This is a genomic window from Actinopolyspora mortivallis, from assembly GCF_003001495.1.
GTDB lineage: Bacteria > Actinomycetota > Actinomycetes > Mycobacteriales > Pseudonocardiaceae > Actinopolyspora > Actinopolyspora mortivallis_A.
In genome coordinates, this window is sequence record NZ_PVSR01000027.1 from 38,005 (window position 1) to 58,552 (window position 20,548).

Here is a 20,548-nt window from a genome sequence, read left to right on the forward strand (position 1 = left end):
TGGCCGTCCGGCGGACAGCACACCGCCCGTGGGCGCCGGTAGGCTCGGCACGCAGGCAAGAGTGCCGTTAACTTACGGGGAGAGTGCAGCGTGCGGGACCTGTCGGGGATCGTCAAGGCGTACGACATCCGGGGTTTGGTGGGTGAAGAGCTGGACGCGGAGCTGGCCAGGGAGGTCGGTGCCGCGTTCACCAGACTGGTCGGAGGGCCCGCCGTGGTGGTCGGCCACGACATGCGGGAGTCCTCCCCAGAGCTGGCCGCGGCGTTCTCCGAAGGGGTGACCGGCCAGGGCATCGATGTCGTGCACATCGGTTTGGCCAGCACCGACATGCTCTACTTCGCCTCCGGGCACCTGGACCTGCCCGGTGCGATGTTCACCGCCAGCCACAACCCGCCCGAGTACAACGGGATCAAGCTGTGCCGGGCCGGAGCTGCCCCCGTGGGACAGGACAGCGGACTGTCCGAGATCAAGGAGCTGATCGGCCACGGAGTGCCCGAGTTCCTGGGGGCGCAGGGAAGCGTCACCCGACGCGACATGCTCCGCGAGTACGCCGACTACCTGCGCGGGCTGGTGGACCTGACCTCCATCCGTCCACTGCGGGTGGTGGTGGACGCCGGCAACGGCATGGCCGGGCACACCGTGCCGAGCGTGTTCGAGGGGCTGCCCATCGAGCTGGTGCCCCTGTACTTCGACCTCGACGGGACCTTCCCCAACCACGAGGCGAACCCGCTGGAGCCGGCCAACCTGGAGGATCTGCGTGCCAAGGTTCCCGAGGTGGGAGCTGACCTCGGCCTGGCCTTCGACGGGGACGCGGACCGCTGCTTCGTGCTGGACGCCGCAGGCGAGGCCGTGTCCCCCAGCGCGATCACGGCGCTGATCGCCGTCCGGGAACTGGAGGTCGAACCGGGTGCCTCGATCATCCACAACCTGATCACCTCCAGGGCGGTCCCCGAGATCGTCAGCGAACACGGGGGCAAGCCGGTGCGCACCAGGGTCGGTCACTCCTTCATCAAGCAGACGATGGCCGAGACCGGTGCGATCTTCGGTGGGGAGCACTCGGCGCACTACTACTTCCGCGAGTTCTGGCGCGCGGACTCGGGGATGCTGGCCGCGCTGCACGTGCTCGCCGCGCTGGGCAAACAGCAGAACACCCTGGCCGGGTTGATGTCCGACTACTCCCGTTACGTCGCCTCCGGCGAGGTCAATTCGCGCGTGGACGACCAGACGAGCAGGATGCGTGCCGTGATCGAGGAGTTCCGCCACCGCAACGGTGCTCGTATCGACGAGCTCGACGGGCTTACCGTGGAGTTGTCGGACGGTTCGTGGTTCAACCTCCGTCCGTCCAACACGGAGCCGGTTCTCCGGTTGAACGTGGAGGCCACCGATTCCGAGAGGATGTCGGCGCTGCGTGACGAAGTGCTCACGATACTGCGCAGGTGAACGGTCACGGGAAATGTGGGCGACGCTACCCACATGGAGGCTCGCCCCACGGGCGTGTCGGTGGGATGGTGTTCGTCCCGTCGGTGTCGGCGGCGTGAACATCCGGGAGGAACAGTGAGTATCGCGATGGATCCCCGACTGCGCGAGATCCTGGTGTGCCCCTGCCCACGGAACGCGCCACTGCGGGACGGTCTGCCCACGGATCCGGACGCCGAGTACCTCACCTGTGAGTCCTGCGGACGGAGCTTTCCGGTCCGGGACGGGATTCCCGTGCTGCTGTTGCAGGAGGCGATCGGAGGCTCCGAGGCCGACACCCCCTCCGAAGGCCCTGGAAAGGGGTGAGGGTGGTGCTGGACGACAGCATGCTGGACGATCAGCGGCGCCTGTTCGAGGCGGACACCCGGGGGCTGCTCCGCCAGGCGGCCCTGGCCGGGGCGCAGGTGCGTTCGGCGGCGCACTCCGCGGCCGAGGTAGGACTGGACGTGCTCGACGGGCAGCGCCCGCGTGCTCTCGTGCTGCTCGCCCGGCCGGGTGTGGGCGCGGCCGCCTGTGACGCGTTGGCCGCGCTGCTCGGCTCGTCCTGTCCGGTGCCCGTGGTGCGCACCGAGGTGGTGCCGTCCTGGATCGGTCCGCTCGACGTGGTCTTCGCCCACGGTCCGGACGGCGGGGACCGGGAGTTGGCCGAGTCGTTGGAGGTCGCCGGCAGGAGAGGGGCCGGCGTGGTGCTCGCCACCCCGGACGAGGGGCCGGTGGCCGCCGCCGTCGCCGGTCGGGCGCGAACGGTGCCGCCGCGGGTTCCGGTGGCCGCCGGGCTGGACTTCGCCCACGTGTTCACGGTGGGGGCCTGCCTGTTGGAGGCGCTCGGGCTGCTGCGGATCGACACCGAGGAGCTGGCCGACGCCCTGGACGAGCGAGCGGCGGCCACTCATCCCGCCCACGAGAGTTCGTGGAATCCGGCGAAGAACCTGGCCCTGCGCCTGGCCGACCGGATGCCGCTGCTGTGGGGGGTGGACGAGCTGGCCACGGCCGTGGCCGGGCACGGTGCGTTCGTGCTCGGCTGTTACGGGGGGCTGCCGTGTGACGTGGGCGAGTACGCCCAGGCCGTGAACCGCTACGCCCTGTACGACAGGGCCGCGAGCGCGGGAGGCGAAGCCGAGCTGTTCGCCGATCCGGGGGAGGGCACGGCGGGGCTGCGGGTCCTCCTGCTGACCACCCGGGTCGGTGAGCGGGCGGGTTTCCTCGAACAGCGGGCCACGGCGGCCTTGCCGGGAGCGGACGTGCTCTCCCCTCCGGAGACGGCGCGGGAGGACGCGACGCTGCGTGCGGGGCTGCTGGCGGTCGGTTTCGACATGGCCGCGGTGTACCTCGGACTGGCCTCGGGGTTACTGGACGGTCACCAGCGTTCTATGCTCGCGACGTCCTGAGGCGAGGGACGGCTGGTTGTCCGGGACCTCCTTCGGAGTGTTCGGGACCATGCGATGCATCCCCTGGTGCGGTGAACAACGTGCCTCGGAGTGGTCACCGGTGCGACCGGACGGGGCCGGTGCGGGGAAACGCGGTTAGACGAGGAAGCGAGAAGGACAGTGGAGTTACTGCGCAACGCGGTACGCCCGTACGCCTGGGGGTCCCGGACCGCGATCGCGGAGCTGCTCGGTCGTCCCGTACCCGCACCCCATCCCGAGGCGGAACTCTGGATGGGAGCTCATCCCGGTGATTCCTCGCGACTGCTGCGCCACGACGGGTCCGAGGTCCCGCTGGTACGACTGCTGGACTCGGAACCCACCTACCAGCTGGGGCGGGGATGCACCGGGCGGTGGGGCAACCGCCTTCCCTTCCTGATGAAGGTGCTCGCGGCCGACGAGCCGTTGAGCCTACAGGCGCATCCCTCCTCCGAGCAGGCGGCCGAGGGGTTCGCCCGGGAGGAGGAGGCCGGCATCCCGCGCAACGCGCCGGACCGCAACTATCCCGACCCCACCGCCAAACCCGAGTTGATCTGTGCGCTGACGGAGTTCCACGCCCTGGCGGGCTTCCGCGACGCCCACCGCACCGTTCGCCTGTTGAACCAGCTCGACGTGCCGGGGCTGCGCGCGCACACCGGACTGCTGGAGGCACAACCCGACCGGGACGGGCTGCGTGCGCTGTTCACCACGTGGATCACCCTTCCCGAGGACACCCTGCGTGCGCTGATGCCGGAACTGTTGCGCGCCTGCTCGGAGCACGTGCGCGCCGAGGGGGAGTTCCGGCTGGAGTGCGCGACCGTGCTGGAACTGGGCGAGTCCTACCCGAACGACGCGGGTGTGCTCGCGAGCCTGCTGCTCAACAGGCTGGTGCTCCAGCCGGGTGAGGCCATCTACCTGCCTCCGGGGAACCTGCATGCCTATCTGCGGGGTACCGGCATCGAGATCCTGGCGAACTCGGACAACATCCTCCGCTGCGGGTTGACTCCCAAGCACGTCGACGTCGCCGAGCTGTTGCGGGTGCTCGACTTCGACAACGGACGGATGCGGGTTTCGACGGGAACGAGGCGCGACGCGAACCTGACCGTCTACCAGACGGAGGCCGACGAGTTCGAGCTGTCCAGGGTGGACTGGCCCTGTGGCGACAACGCCGAGGTGGCCCTGGATTCGGCGGGGCCGCAGATCCTGCTGTGCACCGGCGGCGGGGTGCGACTCTCACCGTTGAACACCGGGCACGGGGTCAACGGGCACGGTGTGCCGTCCTCCCTGCGGGAGCTGGAACTCGAACGCGGCGACTCGGTGTGGTTGGCCGCCTCCGACCCCTGTGTGGTGGCCCGCCCGCTCGACACGGCCGCCGAGACCCAGTTGTTCCGGGCCGCGCCGGGACTCGTGTGAGCCCCGGGGCACGTTCGGCGTAGGTGCCTTCCGAGGTTGCGGGGTCCTCGCCCGGGACCTTCCGGGTTTCCCGTCATGCGAGAGACCTCGTCCCGTTCCTCGGGTGAGGCGCGTCACCGACGACGTCGTGGGAGCCAACAGATCCGGACGAAACGGTCTGCGGGGGTGTGCAGGAGGCGCGGAACTCTATCACGGTGGCCGGTTTTCGTGGTTGTCCGTGATCGGAGCTTCACCGTTTGGATAGGTTGTCGATACCTGGGGGGAGAGGTCCCGTAACCCGGGGTATACCCTTTTCGGGGGAACGGGAACATTTTCCCGCGGTATGGGAAACGCTCCGCGAGGGTGGTCGAGCTGCGGACGCACCTCGTTCGACCCCGGTGGCTTTCCCGCATCGTGGACGCCAGTCATGGGGGGCGTTCGCGGGAGGAGCCCCCTCCGTCGCCGTGTTCGGCGCGGTGGGCCCGTTAGCGGATCGTGCTCCCGATCGTCATGGACAACGACCACGTGGCCGCTATCGTGCGGTCTCACACGAGAGCCTGTCCGAAGCCGCGCCCGGTGCCGAAGACCCGGTGTCACCCCGTGACGCGAGGTCGACTCGGCTCCGCGAACCGCTCGACTTCGACACGACAGGCGTCGACAGTGATTCGAGGAGGCAGGGTGCCGGGACACGGACTATGGCGAACCAAGACAGTTGAGCAGTCGATCCTGGATACCGACGAACCGGACACCAAACTGCGGAAGAACCTCGGAACATGGGACCTGATCGTCTTCGGTGTCTCCGTGGTCATCGGAGCCGGGATCTTCACCATCGCCGCCCAGACCGCCGGAGACGTCTCCGGACCCTCGGTGTCCCTGGCATTCCTGCTGGCCGCCGTGGCCTGCGCGCTGGCCGCGCTGTGCTACGCGGAGTTCGCCTCCACCGTTCCCGTGGCGGGCAGCGCCTACACCTACTCCTACGCCACCTTCGGGGAGTTCCTGGCCTGGATCATCGGCTGGGACCTGATCCTGGAGTTCTCCATCGCCGCCGCGGCCGTGGCCAAGGGCTGGTCCGCCTACCTCCACCAGGTCCTGTCCAGCGCGGGCCTGCCGGTGGAGACCATGATTCCCCTGGGGCCGTTACACCTGGACTGGGGAGCGATGCTGCTGGTGGCCGTGCTGGTCGGCGTGCTGGCCAGCGGAACCAAGCTCTCCGCGCGGGTCAGTCTGGTCATCACCGCGATCAAGGTCTCGGTGGTGCTGTTCATCATCATCGCCGGGATCGCCTACATCAAACCGGACAACTACACACCGTTCATTCCCGAAGCACAGTCGGCCTCCGAGAGCGGGCCGGTGCTGGAACAGTCCCTGTTCTCGCTGATCGTCGGCGGTGAGACCAGCAACTACGGTGTCTACGGTCTGCTGGCGGGAGCCTCGCTGGTGTTCTTCGCCTTCATCGGGTTCGACATCGTCGCCACCACGGCCGAGGAGACCAAGGACCCGCAGCGGAACGCCCCCCGGGGAATCCTCGGTTCGGTGGCGATAACCACCGGCCTCTACGTCGCGGTGGCGCTCGTGGTGACCGGCATGGCCAACTACACCGAACTGGCCACAGGTCCGGACGGGGAGAGCGCCACGCTGGCCACCGCCTTCCAGCTCAACGGGGTGCACTGGGCGGCCAGCCTCATCTCGCTCGGAGCGCTGATCGGGCTGACCACGGTGGTGATGGTGCTGTTGCTCGGACAGACCCGGGTGCTGTTCGCCATGGCCCGGGACGGACTGCTGCCCCGGGGCCTGGCCAAAACCGACCAGCGCACCGGTACTCCCGTGCGCACCACCCTGTTGGTCGGCGGGGCGGTTTTCCTCGCCGCGGGTTTCTTCCCGTTCAGCAGGCTGGCCGAGATGGTCAACGTCGGCACGCTGTTCGCCTTCAGCCTGGTCTCGGTCGGGGTGATCGTGCTGCGGCGCAAACGTCCTGACCTCCCCCGCGGCTTCCGTGCCCCGCTGGTGCCGCTGGTGCCGATCCTGGCCGTGGTGGCCTGTGTCTGGCTGATGCTCAACCTCACCGCGCTGACCTGGATCCGCTTCGCGGTGTGGATGGTGGCCGGAGTCGTCATCTACTTCCTCTACAGCCGCAGCCACTCGGTGCTGGCCGAACGGGAACGCGCCGGGGAGATCCCCGACTGATCCGTCCCGGCAGGGGCCCGGTGAGGAGGCCGGGGAGGACCGTCTCCGGGACGGTTCTCCCCACGGACGGCCGGAACACCTTCGACACGGGCCGCCGGGTCAGGACACCCCCTGGTGAACCGTGTGGCCGCTTCCCCTGGCGCGGGCGGGCAGCCTCAGCCGCATGGCGGGGTAGGGGCGCGCCTCGAACCCGAACTCCCGGTACATGTTCGAGCCCTCCCCGGTGGCGAACAGGTCGATGTCGGCGACCTCCGTCTCGGCGCGGAACCAGTCGAGCAGCTGTCGCACGCAGGCTCGCGCGTAGCCCCTGCGGCGGTACGGGGCGGCCGTGACCACGTTCGAGATCCGCCCCCGTATCCCCGTCGTGTTCGAGGGACTCGGCGGATCGTGGTTGATCTCGCCCAGGGCGGCGGCGACCAACCGGCCGTCGGGCACTTCGGTGACCACCACCATGGCCTCTCCCGAGGAGAGCTTCCGCGTGAACCACGCTGCGGCATACGAACGCCACGTGTGATCGTCGGAGTTCCTGCCCATGGACGTGAACATCTGGGCGCGCAGCTCGACCAGCGCGTCGATGTCGGCCGTGGTGGCTCTGCGGATATTCACCATGACTCTTCATTTTCCTCAGAGGTCGGTGAGGAAGTCCACCTGATTCGTCGCGACCGTGTTCAGTGCCCGGAGGGACGCAGCGCGGGCCCCCGTTCCCACGGAGGAGTGATCCCCGGGGGGTCGAAGGTCTCGGCGGCGGGATCGGTGACGGTTCTTCGTGCCTCGGACGGTTCCGACGGTGCGCACGCCTGATCCGGACGTGGCTCCGCCGGAGTGTCCTCACCGGTACCTCGTGTCTCGGACGTGTCTTCGTGACGGAGGGGGGACTGCTCCGGAGCCGCCGGCTCCAGCGGGATGACGGGAGCCGACCGTTCGGAGGGGGAGTTGTCCGGCGCGGCCGGCGACGGAGCCCCGTTGAGGGTCGGGGAGTGAGCCGCGACCCCGGCCACCGGCGTGCTGAGCGGTAGTTGGGTCCCCCGGGCGGGAATCTCCAGTCCCGCCGCCATGGAAACCGCCCGATCCCACTCCGGGTCGCCGCTGTACTCCCAGTGGCGAAGCAGTCCGGCCATCCAACGGCGGTGTTCGAACGGCCCCCGCTGCGGATCCGGCAACCAGTGGTCCCCACCGAGAACCAGGGCCCCGGTCGGTCCCCGGGCGGCCGGGGGAAGCGGCCCCGTCGTCCCGTCGGGACGGAAACCGACTCCCAGCAGCTTGCCGTCGTAGACCTGCCTGCTCCAGGTGCCCACCCCACCTCCGATGGGATCGGTCCCCCGGCACAGCGAACGCCAGCGCCCGTCCAGTTCCCCGGCCAGCTCCCGCTGGGAGTCGTGGCCGAGCACGGCGGGGAACCCCCGGGCGTAGGCCCACTGCAACTGTGAGCCGGCCGTGACGAGCCCGACGCGGCGACGGTCCCGTTCGTCCAGCTCGCGGAGCAGCCGCGCCGTCGCCACGGAGGCGAGCAGACTGCCCTGGCTGTGGCCGGTGATCACCACGCGCGTGTGCGGGTCCTCCAGGTGCTGCCTGGCCCGGTTGACCAGCTCCGGCACGACTTTCAGCGCGTAACACGGAGGGACCACGGGATGAGCCTCGCGGGGCCAGAAGAGCGTGAGGTCGCACAGCACACCGAGTTCTCGGGCCGCTTCGGGTCTGCGCACGGCCAGGTACACCATGCGGAGGAGAAACGCGGCCAGGGTTGCCAGTGTGCCCACCCCGAGGACCATGAGCCAGCGACCCCAGAACGGCGGGTGGGAGAAGCCCAGCCGCAGCGCGGCTGCCGTCACCGTCCCTGCCGACAGCACTCCGGCGAGCACGAGTACCGCCTTGTGTCCGTGCGCGCGTTGCAGTTCGGCCCACTTCCACGCTCGCTCGGCGCTGCGCTGGTCGGCGGAGCGGCCCGCGTGTAACAACTCGACCTCGGCGGAGACCGGTTCCGCTCCGCGCAGCGCGCTCCACCAGCGGAACCAGACCCAGGGGACGAGGACGAGCCCGGCCGTGACGAGCAACGCCGTGGCCGAGCCCCACAGCAGGGTGGCGGTGTCGTAGGAGTCGGGCAGCAGCGGTCGCCCGCCGAGAGCCTCGCGGGTGGTCAGGGTCAGCCCCGCCCCGAAGCCGGTCCCCAGCAGGCAGGCGATCAACAGCACCGGCGCGGCGAACCACCCGCCGGCCCAGGGGCGGAGTCGGGCGGGCAGGCCGCGCCAGCGGTCGCGAGCCAGCAGCACGGTGGGCACCAGGAGCAGGGCCACGAATCCGCAGGAGAACAGCATCCCGACAGTCAGCAGCTCGATGACCGGCCCGGAACCGGCGAGCGGGCCGTTGAGCTCGACCGTCGGTGCGGTCACCAGCACCACCAGCACCGTGAGCGCGACGAGCACCATCCGTGGTCTGCGGGACAACACCGTTCGGACCGCACGGCGGAAGGGGGTGTCGGCGCGTCCTTCGGAGTCGGTGGGGTCGTCCAGTAGCAGCACACCGGCCACGCATCCGACGGTGAGCACCGCGGTGACCCACCAGCGCGGGTCCGGGGAGGGGGCGAGCCCGCCCAACGCGATCAGCAGCATCGCGCACAGGCCGGCCACCGTGTGCAGTATCCGCAGCGCCGGCGCCTCCGGATCGCGCACCACCTCGGCACCGGGCAGTCGCGGGCTGCGCGCCGGGGAGGTGCTCTCGGGTTCCCTCCGTCCGCACACCCGCCAGGACCTGGCCGAAAGACGGTGCATTCCCAGCACCACAGCCGAGACGAAGGCCACGGCCACGATCGAACGCGGTGCCCGGAAGACGCGGACCCCTTCGGGGAGGGGGGTGAGGCACTCCGCTCCGGGACGCAGGCACTGGGAGGCGATCAGATCCAGCCCCAGCACGGTCAGATGCGCGACGAACAACATCGTCAGCAGCAGCGCCGTCAGGCGGATCCCGGCGCGCAGCGCTCCACCGAGCCACCGGAGGGGACGTGAACCCGTGTCGGTGGGGGGAAGCATCCAGTGCGCCATGTTCGCCAGGGCGAAGGGGAACAGCAGTGCCCAGAGGGCCTTGCTTCCCCCCGAGGTCATGTCACCCCACACGTATCCCTCGATCGAGCGAGGGACGGTGCGTTCGCCCGCGGTCAGGTCCGGTCCCGGAACGGGCCGCAGCAGTCTGTCCGCCGGACGCACGATGCGCCCGACCCCGTCCCCGGCGACGTCCACGGAGGCCACCGAATCCGTCAGATCCTGGGGTTTCGTGCCGAGAATGCCGTGTACCCGCAGCTCGACCACGCGAGTGTCCGGCCCGGGTACGTGCACTGTTCCTCCTGTGGGTCGACGGCGGAGTGCGGGACGCGCCTTCAGTCGATTGTCTCTTCTCGACGGTCGTGTTGCGACCGTTCCGGTGGAGATTGTGCGCCGAGTCCCCGGAACTGCCCAACAGTGTGAATCGTTTGTCGGGTTCCGTCGTCCCGCACCGGGTGTCCTCGTCGGCGACGTCTTCTCGGTGAGTAGGGTTGCCCGCCGTGGGGCGGCTGATCGTGATCGAAGGACTGGACGGTGCGGGCAAGCAGACCTTGACCGCAGCGCTGTCGACCGAGCTGGAACGCCGGGGGTGCTCGGTGGGTGGGGCTGCCTTCCCCCGCTACGGAACGGACGTGCACGCGGACCTGATCTCCGAGGCCCTGCGCGGGGACCACGGGGATCTCGCCGAGTCCGTCTACGGGATGGCTGTGCTCTACGCGCTGGACAGGTGGTACTCCCGCACCTGGTTGCGGGAGCGGGTCGCCGAGCACGACGTGCTGCTGTTGGACCGCTACGTGGCCTCCAACGCCGCTTACGGGGCCGCCCGGCTGGGACAGGACGCCGCGGGGGAGTTCGTCGACTGGGTGTGGCGGCTGGAGACGGAGCGGTTCGCCATGCCCACACCCGACCTGCAGGTCCTGCTGAGTGTTCCCACCGAGGTCGCGGCACGGCGTGCCGAGCGGCGGGAACGTGCGGCCGGACGTGCCGGCGGGGACCGGTTCGAAGTGGACTCCTCGCTGCAGGAGCGTTGTGGTGAGGTCTATCTCGGGCTCGCCGAGTCCTCGTGGTGGTCCCCCTGGCACGTGGTGGACAGCGCGGGTGCCGTGGACCCGGCGCGGCTGGCCGACCGGGTGCTCGCCTAGTTCCCCCGACAGGAGGTGCTCCGTTCGGCCGTGTTCGCTCCTACGCTCTGGGCAATGGTTCGGCGACCTGCAGTGATGATGACCGGGCGGTGTGTGCCCCCGTGGTGCGAAGTGCAACCATGTGGGGCATGAAGTCACGCGTGCTCGTGGTGGACGACGACCCGGCCCTGGCGGAGATGCTGACGATCGTGCTCCGTGGTGAGGGGTTCGACACCGCCGTCGTCAACGACGGCACCAAGGCGATGCCCGCGCTGCGTGAGCTCAAACCCGACCTGGTGCTGCTGGACCTGATGCTGCCGGGGATGAACGGCATCGACGTGTGCAAGGCGATCCGTGCCGAGTCGATGGTTCCCGTCGTCATGCTCACCGCGAAGAGTGACACCGTGGACGTGGTTCTCGGCCTGGAGTCCGGTGCCGACGACTACATCGTCAAGCCGTTCAAACCCAAGGAGCTGGTGGCGCGGCTGCGGGTGAGGCTGCGGCGGACCGAGGCCGAACCCGCCGAGGTGCTGTCCATCGGTGACCTCACCATCGACGTTCCCGGACACGAGGTCACCAGGGACGGGGTTCCGATCTCGTTGACCCCGCTGGAGTTCGACCTGCTGGTCGCGCTGGCCCGGAAACCGCGTCAGGTGTTCACGCGCGAAGTGCTGCTGGAACAGGTGTGGGGGTATCGTCACGCTGCGGACACCAGGCTGGTCAACGTGCACGTGCAGCGACTCCGTTCGAAGATCGAGAAGGATCCGGAGCACCCGGAGGTCGTGCTCACGGTGCGCGGGGTCGGTTACAAGGCCGGCCCTCCGTGATCCGCGCTTCGGTCAGCACGTTCGTACGGCGGGACGGACACCGTGAGTGACAGGAGAATCCGGCGCGGTTGGCCGCGTTCGCTGTTGTGGATGCGTGAGGAGGTACGTCGGCACTGGCATCGGTTCGAGTCGGTCTGGCGCCGGTCGATGCAGCTGCGGGTGGTGGTCAGCACGCTCGCGCTCTCCTCGGCCGTGGTGTTCGTCCTGGGAATGGTGCTCCAGACGCAGATAACGAACCAGATGCTGCAGACCAAGAGGGAAGCGGCCATCCGCCAGGTGGAGCAGAACCTTCCCGTGCTGGAGCGCCAGCTGTCCGCCGTGGATCCGAACTCCGAGGAAGTGGACGAGCAGCTGGAGGGAGCGCTCAACCGACTGACCACCGCTCCTTCGGTGCAGGCCGACACCGACTCGGTCGCCGGGGCCTACGACCCCGTTCTCGTGGACGGGTACGCGGTCACCGAGGAGGGTGAGGAACCCCCGTCCGCGGGACCGGTGCACGACGTGCCCCAAGCTCTGCGCGAGTACGTCAAGAGGGACCAGTTCGCCGCCCAGATCGTCACGGTCCCGCGGGGGCAGGACAGGGTCACCATGCTGGCGATCGGAAGCCCGGCCGGCGCCCCCACCCGTCCGTTGCAGGCGTACTTCCTGTTCCCGCTGACGGCCGAGCAGAGCACCATGGCCGTGGTGCAGCGCACCCTGTTGGTCGGAGGGTTGGTGCTGCTCGTGCTGCTCGGGGCCATCACGAACCTGGTGACCCGCCAGGTGGTGCGCCCCGTGCGGCAGGCGGCCCGCACGGCGGAACGGCTCGCCAGTGGTGATCTGGACGAGCGGATGCGGGTGATCGGTGAGGACGATGTCGCCCGGCTGGCGGACTCGTTCAACGAGATGGCCGACAGCCTGGCGCAACAGATCCAGCAGCTCGAGGAGTTCGGCCAGTTGCAGCGACGGTTCACCTCCGACGTCTCGCACGAACTGCGGACCCCGCTGACCACCGTGCGGATGGCCGCCGACGTGCTGCACGCCTCCCGGGACGAGTTCCCGGCCGGTTTGGAACGCTCCGCCGAACTGCTCGTCGACGAACTCGACCGCTTCGAGGCGCTGCTCGGGGACCTGCTGGAGATATCGCGGCTGGACGCGGGGGTGGCCGAGCTCTCCACCGAGTCCCTGGACATCCCCGAGCTGGTCCGCCGCGCCGTGGAATCCCTCCGGCCGATAGCGGACACCAGCGGGGTGGAACTGCGTCTCCATGTCCCCCAAGAGGAGGTCACCGTTTTCGCCGACGCGCGCCGCGTGGAACGCATCGTGCGCAACCTGGTGGCCAACGCCATCGACCACGCCGAGGGAGGGCCGGTCGACATCGCCTTCGGCGAGGGAACGAACGAGGTCGCGATCACCGTCCGGGACTACGGGGTGGGGCTGCGTCCCGGCGAGGCGGAACTGGTGTTCACCCGGTTCTGGCGCGCGGACCCCTCGCGGGACCGCCAGACGGGAGGAACCGGGCTGGGGTTGTCCATCGCCTCCGAGGACGCCCGCCTGCACGGTGGGTGGTTGGACGCCTGGGGCGAACCAGGACAGGGTTCCTGCTTCCGGTTGACGCTGCCGAAGTACTCGGTCGACCAGGAGATCTCCGAGAGCCCGCTGCCGCTTCCGAGTGCGCGCAGCATAGCGGCTCCCGAAGCGCTGCTCGCGGTTCCCTCCGAGACCGAGGAGGACCGGGAGCAGGACGAGGCCAGCGGGCAACGTCCGGACGCTGACGGTCGGGAGGAAGGACGATGAGGCGAGGCGTTCGACTGGTCACGCTGCTGCTCGTGCTGTGCGTGCCGATCGCGGGATGTGCCTCGATCCCCGAGGAGACCTCTCCGGAGGCGATCAGACAGGTCGAGGAGGGCAAGCCCACCAGCACCACCGTCGAGCCTCCCCCGGAGGGCATAGATGCCCCCGACCTGGTGCGGGACTTCATCGACGCCGGGGCGCGCCCCGGCGACGACTACGCCGCCGCGCGCATGCACCTGACCGAGCGGGCCGCGCGGTCCTGGCGGGTTTCTCCGGAACTGACGATCGTCGACCACGTGGACACGATCCCGCTGCGGGACGAGAAGCTGCCCGGTTCGGTCCAGCTGGTCAAGGTGAGCATGGACGTCGTCGGCACGCTGCGGCCGGACCACTCCTTCGTCCCGCGCGAGCAGAGCCGGGAGATGAGGTTCCGGGTGGAGAGGAACTCCGAGGGGGAGTGGCGGATCACCAACCCCCCGGAAAACCTGCTGTTGGCCAGTCGCAGCACCTTCGCCTCCAACTACCGGTCCGTGTCCGTGTACTTCACGGACGAACAGCAGGAGACCGTGGTTCCGGACGTTCGTTGGGTGCGTCAGCAGCCGCGCAGCACCCTTCCCTCCCGAGTGATCGACCTGTTGCTGAAGGGCCCCTCGGCCGGTTTCGACGCGGCGATGAACACGGCCATCCCGGAAGGTACGACCACCGTCAGCAACGTCAGCGAGAACAACGAGGGCGCGCTGCTGGTGAACCTGAGCGACCTGGGGGAGCTCAGCAGCGAACAGAAGCGTCTGATCGCCGCCCAGGTGGTGCTGACGCTGCGGGGCGTCCGCACCGCGCGGGTGCTGTTGCAGGAGGAGGGGACCGAGCTGATCTCCTCCGAGAACGACTCCAACCTGCGGCCGGCCGATGTGGCTTCCTACGAAGAGGGGAACAAGGTCTCCTCGGACGTGGATCCGTTGGCCGTGGTCGACCAGCGTCTCGTGGTGTTCGACGAACAGGCCCCTCCCGTTCCCGGGGACGCCGGGTCGGGGAAGTTCAAGATCACCAGGGCGGCTCGTTCGGACCAGGGGGAACGACTGGCGGCAGTGGTCCGCTCCGGTGAGGGACGGGTGGAACTGCGTGTGGGCGGTTACGGAGGGAAACTCCGCGCCCTCCCCGTGCGGGGAAGTTTCATGTCCCGACCGACCTGGCGGAACGAGTCCGAGGTCTGGACGGTCGTGGACGGGGAACGGATCGTCCGGGCCAGCCGGGACAAGAACGGCTACTGGTCGGTCAGCGAGGTCGACTCCGCGGAGTTCGCCGGGGACGAAAAGATCCAGGACCTGCGTGTCTCCCGGGACGGAACCCGGCTGGCCGGGGTGGTGGACGGCCGGATCGTGGTCGCCGGAATAGCGGGCACCGGTTCGGAGGTGATGTTGCAGGAACCGACTCCGTTGGTCGGCCGCTACAGTGACTCCCGGATCACACGGGTGGACTGGCTGAGCGGTAAGGACCTCGTCGCCATCACCGACACCGATTCCCTGCCCGTGGTCCGGGTTTCGGTGGACGGTTTCACCTGGAAGCCGTACAACTCCTCGAACCTGAGTCCTCCGCTGCGCAGGTTGACCGTGGGACCGGGACAGAAGGTCGTCGTCGCCGACGACGCCTATCTCTGGCAGGCCAGGGACCAGGAGGAGGTCTGGGAAGTCCTGCAGGACATCCCCATCGGGCCGGAGTCGATACCGTTCTACCCCGGCTGAGTCACGGGGCGGTGTTCTCGCCCGCCCCGGCGTCCGACACGCCCGTGGTTTTCCCGGATCACGCCGTGGACGTCTCCCCCAGGCGGGACGCTGCCGGGTATGGTGCGAGATCGTTTCGGTCCTGGCGAGTCCGTGCGGGCCCTCGTGGAGCTGGCCGTTCCGCTCCGTTGCGCCGGGTGCGCACGTCACGGGGCCGTGCTGTGCGCCCACTGCGACGGCGAGTTCGGGAGGTTGCGGCGTGTCCGCCCCGGGTTGCTCGCCGAGTCCCCTCCCGTCTACGCGCTCGGGCGTTATCGGGGAGGTGCGCGGAGGGCGGTACTCGCCTACAAGGAATTCGGCAGACGTGATCTGGTGCGGCCCCTGGGGGACCGACTCGCACGTGCTGTCGGGACGGTGCGGGGGGAGTGCGCGGAGTTCCCCGACGAGGGGCCCTTCCGGATGGTTCCGGTCCCGTCGCGACCGGCCGCCGTTCGGGCACGGGGTGGGGCGCACCTGGTGCGGTTGGCACACCGGGCGGCGCGTTGTCTGGGGGAGGACGCAGTGGTGGACGACCGTCTGCGGCTGAGTCGTGTGAGCAGGGACTCGGTGGGGCTGGACGCGACACGGCGGCTCCACAACATCAGGCGCGGGCTCCGGGTGCGTGCTCCTCGGGCGCCCCGCCGAGGGGAGCCGGTCGTGGTGGTCGACGACGTGGTGACCACCGGTGCCACGGTGTCCTGTTGTGTGGACGCCCTGGGCGCGGACGGGACCAGGGTGGTGGCCGTGGTGGTACTGGCGGCGGCCCGGCAGTGACCGGAGTGGAGCACGACCGGAGCAGCCGGTGATCGGAAACTTTTCCGGACACGCGGGAACCACGGGTTTGGTCCGAGCGTTGTCCGGGTATACGCGAGTAGCCGAGACCGCCGAGACTTTGCCCCCGAAGGGGTGGTGAGAGTGGGCGTGCTGTCACCCGAACGGAGGCAACCGCGCTCCTGCTGGGACGACGGGAACGGCCGCTTTTCCGATGGGCTCCCCGAGGGAGTCCGTGCTCGTCCGCTCGGCGGTATCGATTACACAGGGTGGTCGGTTGACGTCCCTCTGGTCGGGGGTGTTGCGAACGGATAAAGCGAGCTAGTGTGCGTGCCAATCAGCCGTATCCGACCTGAGGAAGAGGTGAGGCAGTGACTCCCCCGGCGTCGGACGTGAGCTGAGGCTGCTCCCTCCGGCGTCGCCGTGACCAGGGTTCACGGAAGAACGCTGAGCAATGGAGGTCGCGAATGGACATCGTCGTCAAGGGCCGCAACGTCGAGGTGCCCACCCACTACCAGAGGCACGTCGGTGAAAAGCTCAACCGTCTGGACCGCTACGACAGAAAAGCCATGCGAGCCGACGTGGAACTGCACCACGAGCGTAACCCGCGCCAGGCAAAGAACTGTCAGCGGGTCGAAATAACCCTGAAGGGACGTGGACCGGCTGTCCGCGCCGAAGCCAGTGCCCCCGACTTCTATGCCGCCCTGGACGCCGCGACGACGAAGTTGGAGAGCCGGCTGCGTAAGAAGCACGACCAGCGGAAAGTCCACCACGGTCGGCGCAGCCCCCGTTCCGTGGCCGAGGCGACCGCAGCGCTGGCCGACCGCCCCGTCGCCGTCGCCGGGGCCGGAGGAACGCCCCAGCACGGCACCCGCACCACGCTGCTGGAGCCTCCCGCCGAGCAGGCGCGTACCGACGCCGAAGAGCGCTCCGTTCCCTCGACCTCCGAAACCTCCTCGCACATGGATCTTCCCGGGCAGCGTCACGGCGACAACGGCTACGAGCCGGGCCGCATCGTTCGCGAGAAGGAGCACCCGGCCACACCCATGACGGTTGACCAAGCGCTGTACGAGATGGAGTTGGTCGGTCACGACTTCTATCTGTTCTTCGACGCCGAGTCCGCCAAACCCAGCGTGGTGTACCGCCGCAAGGGGTTCGACTACGGGGTGATCAGACTGGCCTCCGACAAGTGAATTGATTCATACGGAGCATAACGACGGGGGCCGTCCTCCGCGTACCGTGGTACGCGGGGACGGTCCCGTTCATGGGTGTACGCTCCTGGACGGTCCGGGCCCGGCCACCGCACGATCGGGTGCTGCGGGAACACGCGTACGTGTCCGAAACGTTCGTAGTCCGTGGCCGCTCCCGGCTTTCGGGCGGGCTCGGTACGAGGAGCCTGTTCGAACGGTGCGTGGGTGGGCTTCTAATACTATGGCCGTAAAGCGTCCGTGACGGGCGCGTCACGATCAGCAAGTGAGGTCGACCGGATGGTCCTGTCCCGACTGCTCCGCGCTGGCGAAGGCAAGATGCTCAAGCGCCTGCGTTCCATCGCGGCGCACATCAACGAGCTCGAAGACGACACGGTCGCGCTGTCCGACAGCGAGCTGCGGGCCAAGACCGACGAGTTCAAGAGCCGTTACGCCGACGGTGAGCAGCTGGACAAGCTGTTGCCCGAGGCGTTCGCCGTCGCGCGGGAGGGTGCGCGCCGAACGCTGGGCAACCGGCACTTCGACGTCCAACTCATGGGCGGAGCCGCCCTGCACTTCGGCCAGATCGCCGAGATGAAGACCGGTGAGGGCAAGACCCTCACCTGTGTGCTGCCCGGCTACCTCAACGCGATCACGGGCAACAGCGTGCACGTCATCACGGTCAACGACTACCTGGCCAGGCGTGACTCCGAGTGGATGGGGCGGATCTACCGCTTTCTCGGGATGGAGGTCGCCGCGATCACGGCCGACATGGCTCCCGAACAGCGCAGGGAGGCCTACGCGGCGGACGTCATCTACGGCACCAACAACGAGTTCGGCTTCGACTACCTGCGTGACAACATGGCCTGGAGCCTGGCGGAGTGCGTCCAGCGTGACCACAACTTCGCGATCGTCGACGAGGTGGACTCGATCCTCATCGACGAGGCACGGACGCCGTTGATCATTTCCGGCCCGGCCGACCAGTCCTCGCGGTGGTACCAGGAGTTCGCCCGGCTCGCCCCGATGCTCAAACGTGACGAGCACTACGAGGTGGACGAGCGCAAGAGGACCGTCGGCATCACCGAGGAGGGCGTCGAGGTCATCGAGGACCAGCTGGGGATCGACAACCTCTACGACGCCGCGAACACCCCGCTCGTCGGCTACCTCAACAACGCGTTGAAGGCCAAGGAGCTGTACCACCGCGACAAGGACTACATCGTCCGCAACGGTGAGGTGGCCATCGTCGACGAGTTCACCGGCCGGGTGCTCCACGGGCGCCGTTACAACGAGGGGATGCACCAGGCGATCGAGGCCAAGGAAGGCGTCGAGATCCAGGCCGAGAACCAGACACTGGCCACGATCACCCTGCAGAACTACTTCCGGCTCTACGACAAGCTCGCGGGCATGACCGGTACCGCCCAGACGGAGGCGGCCGAGTTCCAGAGCACCTACAAGCTCGGTGTGGTGAGCATCCCCACGAACGAGCCGATGATCCGCAAGGACCAGCCGGACCTGATCTACAAGACGGAGGAGGCGAAGTTCGCCGCCGTCGCCGAGGACATCGAGGAGCGGCACCGGAAGGGACAACCGGTCCTGGTGGGGACCACGAGCGTCGATCGCTCCGAGTACCTGGCGAAACTGCTCACCAAGCGTGGTGTGCCGCACAGTGTGCTGAACGCCAAGCACCACGAGTCCGAGGCGGGCATCGTCGCCGAGGCGGGACGCAAGGGCGCCGTGACGGTGGCGACGAACATGGCGGGTCGCGGTACCGACATCGTGCTCGGCGGCAACGTCGATCACCTCGCCGACGCCGAGCTGCGCAAGCGTGGACTGGACCCGGTGGAGAACCGCGAGGAGTACGAGGCCGAGTGGCCCGCCGTGGTGAGCAAGATCAAGGAGCAGGCCGAGGCCGAGGCCGAGGAGGTTCGTGCCGCGGGCGGTCTGTACGTGCTCGGCACGGAGCGGCACGAGTCCCGACGCATCGACAACCAGTTGCGCGGGCGCTCGGGACGTCAGGGTGATCCCGGTGAGTCCCGGTTCTATCTCTCGCTCGGCGACGAGCTGATGCGCCGGTTCAACGCGAACATGGTCGAGACCGTGATGACCCGTCTCAAGGTGCCCGACGAGGTGCCGATCGAGCACAAGATGGTCACCAGGGCCATACGCAGTGCGCAGACCCAGGTCGAACAACAGAACATGGAGATCCGCAAGAACGTCCTCAAATACGACGAGGTGCTCAACCAGCAGCGCTCGGTGATCTACACCGAACGCAGAAGGGTTCTCGAAGGAGAGGACCTGCGTGAGCAGGTGGAGCACATGATCGAGGACGTCGTTCGTGCCTATGTGAACGGGGCGACTTCGGAGGGCTACGCCGAGGACTGGGACCTCGACCAGCTGTGGTCGGCACTGAAGACGCTGTACCCGGTGTCCATTCACTGGGAGGACCTGGCCGAGGAGGACGGCGACCTCAGCCGGGACCGGTTGCGTGAAGCGGTGCTGGAGGACGCCAAGGCGGCCTACGACCGGCGTGAGGCCGAGATCGAGAGCCAGGTCGGCGAGGGCGCGATGCGGGAGCTCGAACGCCGTGTCGTGTTGAGCGTGCTGGACCGGAAGTGGCGTGAACACCTCTACGAGATGGACTACCTCAAGGAGGGAATCGGGCTGCGGGCCATGGCCCAGCGGGACCCGTTGCTCGAGTACCGGCGTGAGGGCTTCGACATGTTCAACGCGATGCTGGAAGCTCTCAAGGAGGAGTCCGTCAGCTTCCTGTTCCACGCGCAGGTCGAGGCGGCCGAGTCCCAGGAGTCCCAGGAACCGGCCGTCCCGGTTTCGGTCACCCAGTCCGCCGACGGACAGCACGAGGGGGCGGACTCCGGGGCGGCCCAACCGAGTTCGAAACGCGCGCGCAAGTCGCGCAGCGCGGCGGGCCCCGCGCTGAGCCAGCTCTCGGCGGGCGAGCAGAGCGAGCAGGACCGGGTCCCCGCCGGGCTTCGTGGTGACGGGAGCGGACCCGACCAGCGGAACCTGAGCTATTCCGGGCCGTCCGAGAGCGGTGAGGTACGCAGGAGCGGTGCCGCCGCGGACAACTCCGACTCGGAGCAGCAGGGAACCCGGCGGGAGCGCCGTGCCGCTGCCCGTGCGGAGGCCAAGCGGAACAAGCGTCGCTGAGAGCGTGTGCTCCGGGACCCGTGCGTCGCGGAGGGCGCACGGGTCGGCTCTCAGACCAGGGCGAACAGGGTGCAGCACCAGTGCATCCTGTCCCGCTGGAGCCGGAGGGTCATCGCCCGGTGGCGTGCTCCCTCGTCGACGATCACACAGGCTTCCACGGTGGTGGACGTGGTCAGGCAGGCGTGCACCGAGCTCAGTCTGGTTCGTTCGTGCAGGAGGTTGCCGGAGCGGACGAGGGTGGCCAGCAGACTGGCGACCGGTCTGCTGAGCCACTGCCGGACCTGGTGGAGGGGGCGTCGTCCGGTGAGTACCTCGACGATGCCGTGCCCGGCGCGGTCCGCCAGCGCCGAGGCGGAGTAGTGCGGTGGGGTTCTGCTTTCGTGGGGCGGTTTGACGGGAGCTCCACGGGTTTCCGGGGACACGGGTGAGGGCTGTCGCTTATACACATCTCCGAGCC

At 68.6% G+C, this 20,548-nt stretch carries 15 protein-coding genes; 12 read left to right on the plus strand and 3 right to left on the minus strand.

Annotated features, from left to right (window positions below; all coding sequences use genetic code 11):
• Positions 1–90: 90 nt before the first annotated feature.
• From CEP50_RS14305 to CEP50_RS14325, 5 genes are all read left to right on the plus strand, one after another.
• Complete coding sequence (locus CEP50_RS14305; protein WP_106114457.1) at positions 91–1,440, plus strand: phosphomannomutase/phosphoglucomutase; 1,350 nt, start codon at positions 91–93, stop codon at positions 1,438–1,440.
• Between the two features lie 114 nt (positions 1,441–1,554).
• On the plus strand, positions 1,555–1,782 hold the full coding sequence (locus CEP50_RS14310) for a Trm112 family protein (protein ID WP_106114458.1): 228 nt from the start codon (positions 1,555–1,557) through the stop codon (positions 1,780–1,782).
• The gene (locus CEP50_RS14315; protein ID WP_106114459.1) at positions 1,779–2,864 is read left to right on the plus strand and encodes a hypothetical protein; all 1,086 of its coding nucleotides are present in this window, start codon (positions 1,779–1,781) and stop codon (positions 2,862–2,864) included. The genes CEP50_RS14310 and CEP50_RS14315 overlap by 4 nt, the downstream gene beginning before the upstream one ends.
• A gap of 159 nt (positions 2,865–3,023) precedes the next feature.
• Positions 3,024–4,292: a mannose-6-phosphate isomerase, class I gene (gene manA, locus CEP50_RS14320; protein WP_106114460.1), complete on the plus strand. Its 1,269-nt coding sequence runs from the start codon at positions 3,024–3,026 to the stop codon at positions 4,290–4,292.
• A 657-nt stretch (positions 4,293–4,949) separates the two neighbouring features.
• Positions 4,950–6,455 carry an amino acid permease gene (locus CEP50_RS14325; protein ID WP_181188395.1) on the plus strand — a complete coding sequence of 502 codons (1,506 nt, stop codon included), beginning with the start codon at positions 4,950–4,952 and terminating at the stop codon, positions 6,453–6,455.
• 99 nt (positions 6,456–6,554) lie between these two features.
• On the opposite strand, the gene CEP50_RS14330 is transcribed toward CEP50_RS14325, so the two are convergent.
• Together CEP50_RS14330 and CEP50_RS14335 are read right to left on the minus strand one after the other, a co-directional pair.
• Positions 6,555–7,064: a GNAT family N-acetyltransferase gene (locus CEP50_RS14330; RefSeq protein WP_106114461.1), complete on the minus strand. Its 510-nt coding sequence runs from the start codon at positions 7,062–7,064 to the stop codon at positions 6,555–6,557.
• A gap of 59 nt (positions 7,065–7,123) precedes the next feature.
• A complete protein-coding gene (locus CEP50_RS14335; RefSeq protein ID WP_181188396.1) occupies positions 7,124–9,781 on the minus strand; it encodes a lipase family protein in 2,658 nt (885 codons plus the stop codon).
• 206 nt (positions 9,782–9,987) lie between these two features.
• Between CEP50_RS14335 and CEP50_RS14340 the strand changes: the two genes are divergently transcribed.
• The 7 genes from CEP50_RS14340 (at position 9,988) to secA (ending at position 20,091) form a co-directional block, all read left to right on the plus strand.
• Entirely contained in the window at positions 9,988–10,629 is a 642-nt protein-coding gene (locus CEP50_RS14340; protein ID WP_181188397.1) for a dTMP kinase, read from the plus strand.
• Between the two features lie 128 nt (positions 10,630–10,757).
• Positions 10,758–11,435, plus strand: coding sequence for an MtrAB system response regulator MtrA (gene mtrA, locus CEP50_RS14345; protein ID WP_026449242.1), 678 nt, complete (start codon positions 10,758–10,760; stop codon positions 11,433–11,435).
• Between the two features lie 90 nt (positions 11,436–11,525).
• The gene (gene mtrB / locus CEP50_RS14350; protein WP_106114464.1) at positions 11,526–13,211 is read left to right on the plus strand and encodes an MtrAB system histidine kinase MtrB; all 1,686 of its coding nucleotides are present in this window, start codon (positions 11,526–11,528) and stop codon (positions 13,209–13,211) included.
• Positions 13,208–14,947, plus strand: coding sequence for an LpqB family beta-propeller domain-containing protein (locus CEP50_RS14355; RefSeq protein WP_106114465.1), 1,740 nt, complete (start codon positions 13,208–13,210; stop codon positions 14,945–14,947). The genes mtrB and CEP50_RS14355 overlap by 4 nt, the downstream gene beginning before the upstream one ends.
• A gap of 99 nt (positions 14,948–15,046) precedes the next feature.
• Positions 15,047–15,739 carry a ComF family protein gene (locus tag CEP50_RS14360; RefSeq protein WP_106114466.1) on the plus strand — a complete coding sequence of 231 codons (693 nt, stop codon included), beginning with the start codon at positions 15,047–15,049 and terminating at the stop codon, positions 15,737–15,739.
• A 464-nt stretch (positions 15,740–16,203) separates the two neighbouring features.
• Positions 16,204–16,929, plus strand: a complete 726-nt coding sequence (hpf, locus tag CEP50_RS14365; protein ID WP_019855361.1) for a ribosome hibernation-promoting factor, HPF/YfiA family — start codon at positions 16,204–16,206, stop codon at positions 16,927–16,929.
• Between the two features lie 294 nt (positions 16,930–17,223).
• Complete coding sequence (gene secA, locus CEP50_RS14370; protein WP_106114467.1) at positions 17,224–20,091, plus strand: preprotein translocase subunit SecA; 2,868 nt, start codon at positions 17,224–17,226, stop codon at positions 20,089–20,091.
• 50 nt (positions 20,092–20,141) lie between these two features.
• Here the strand turns inward: secA and CEP50_RS14375 are convergent.
• On the minus strand, positions 20,142–20,548 hold a 407-nt coding region (locus tag CEP50_RS14375), incomplete at its 5' end, for an Rv3235 family protein (RefSeq protein ID WP_219905485.1).

What these genes read in the sequence shown, in the direction of transcription:
- CEP50_RS14330 (WP_106114461.1), bottom strand. Translation starts at nt 7,064, where the DNA reads ATGGTGAATATCCGCAGAGCCACCACGGCCGACATCGACGCGCTGGTC.
- mtrA (WP_026449242.1), top strand. Translation starts at nt 10,758, where the DNA reads ATGAAGTCACGCGTGCTCGTGGTGGACGACGACCCGGCCCTGGCGGAG.
- mtrB (WP_106114464.1), top strand. Translation starts at nt 11,526, where the DNA reads ATGCGTGAGGAGGTACGTCGGCACTGGCATCGGTTCGAGTCGGTCTGG.
- CEP50_RS14355 (WP_106114465.1), top strand. Translation starts at nt 13,208, where the DNA reads ATGAGGCGAGGCGTTCGACTGGTCACGCTGCTGCTCGTGCTGTGCGTG.
- CEP50_RS14360 (WP_106114466.1), top strand. Translation starts at nt 15,047, where the DNA reads ATGGTGCGAGATCGTTTCGGTCCTGGCGAGTCCGTGCGGGCCCTCGTG.
- hpf (WP_019855361.1), top strand. Translation starts at nt 16,204, where the DNA reads ATGGACATCGTCGTCAAGGGCCGCAACGTCGAGGTGCCCACCCACTAC.
- secA (WP_106114467.1), top strand. Translation starts at nt 17,224, where the DNA reads ATGGTCCTGTCCCGACTGCTCCGCGCTGGCGAAGGCAAGATGCTCAAG.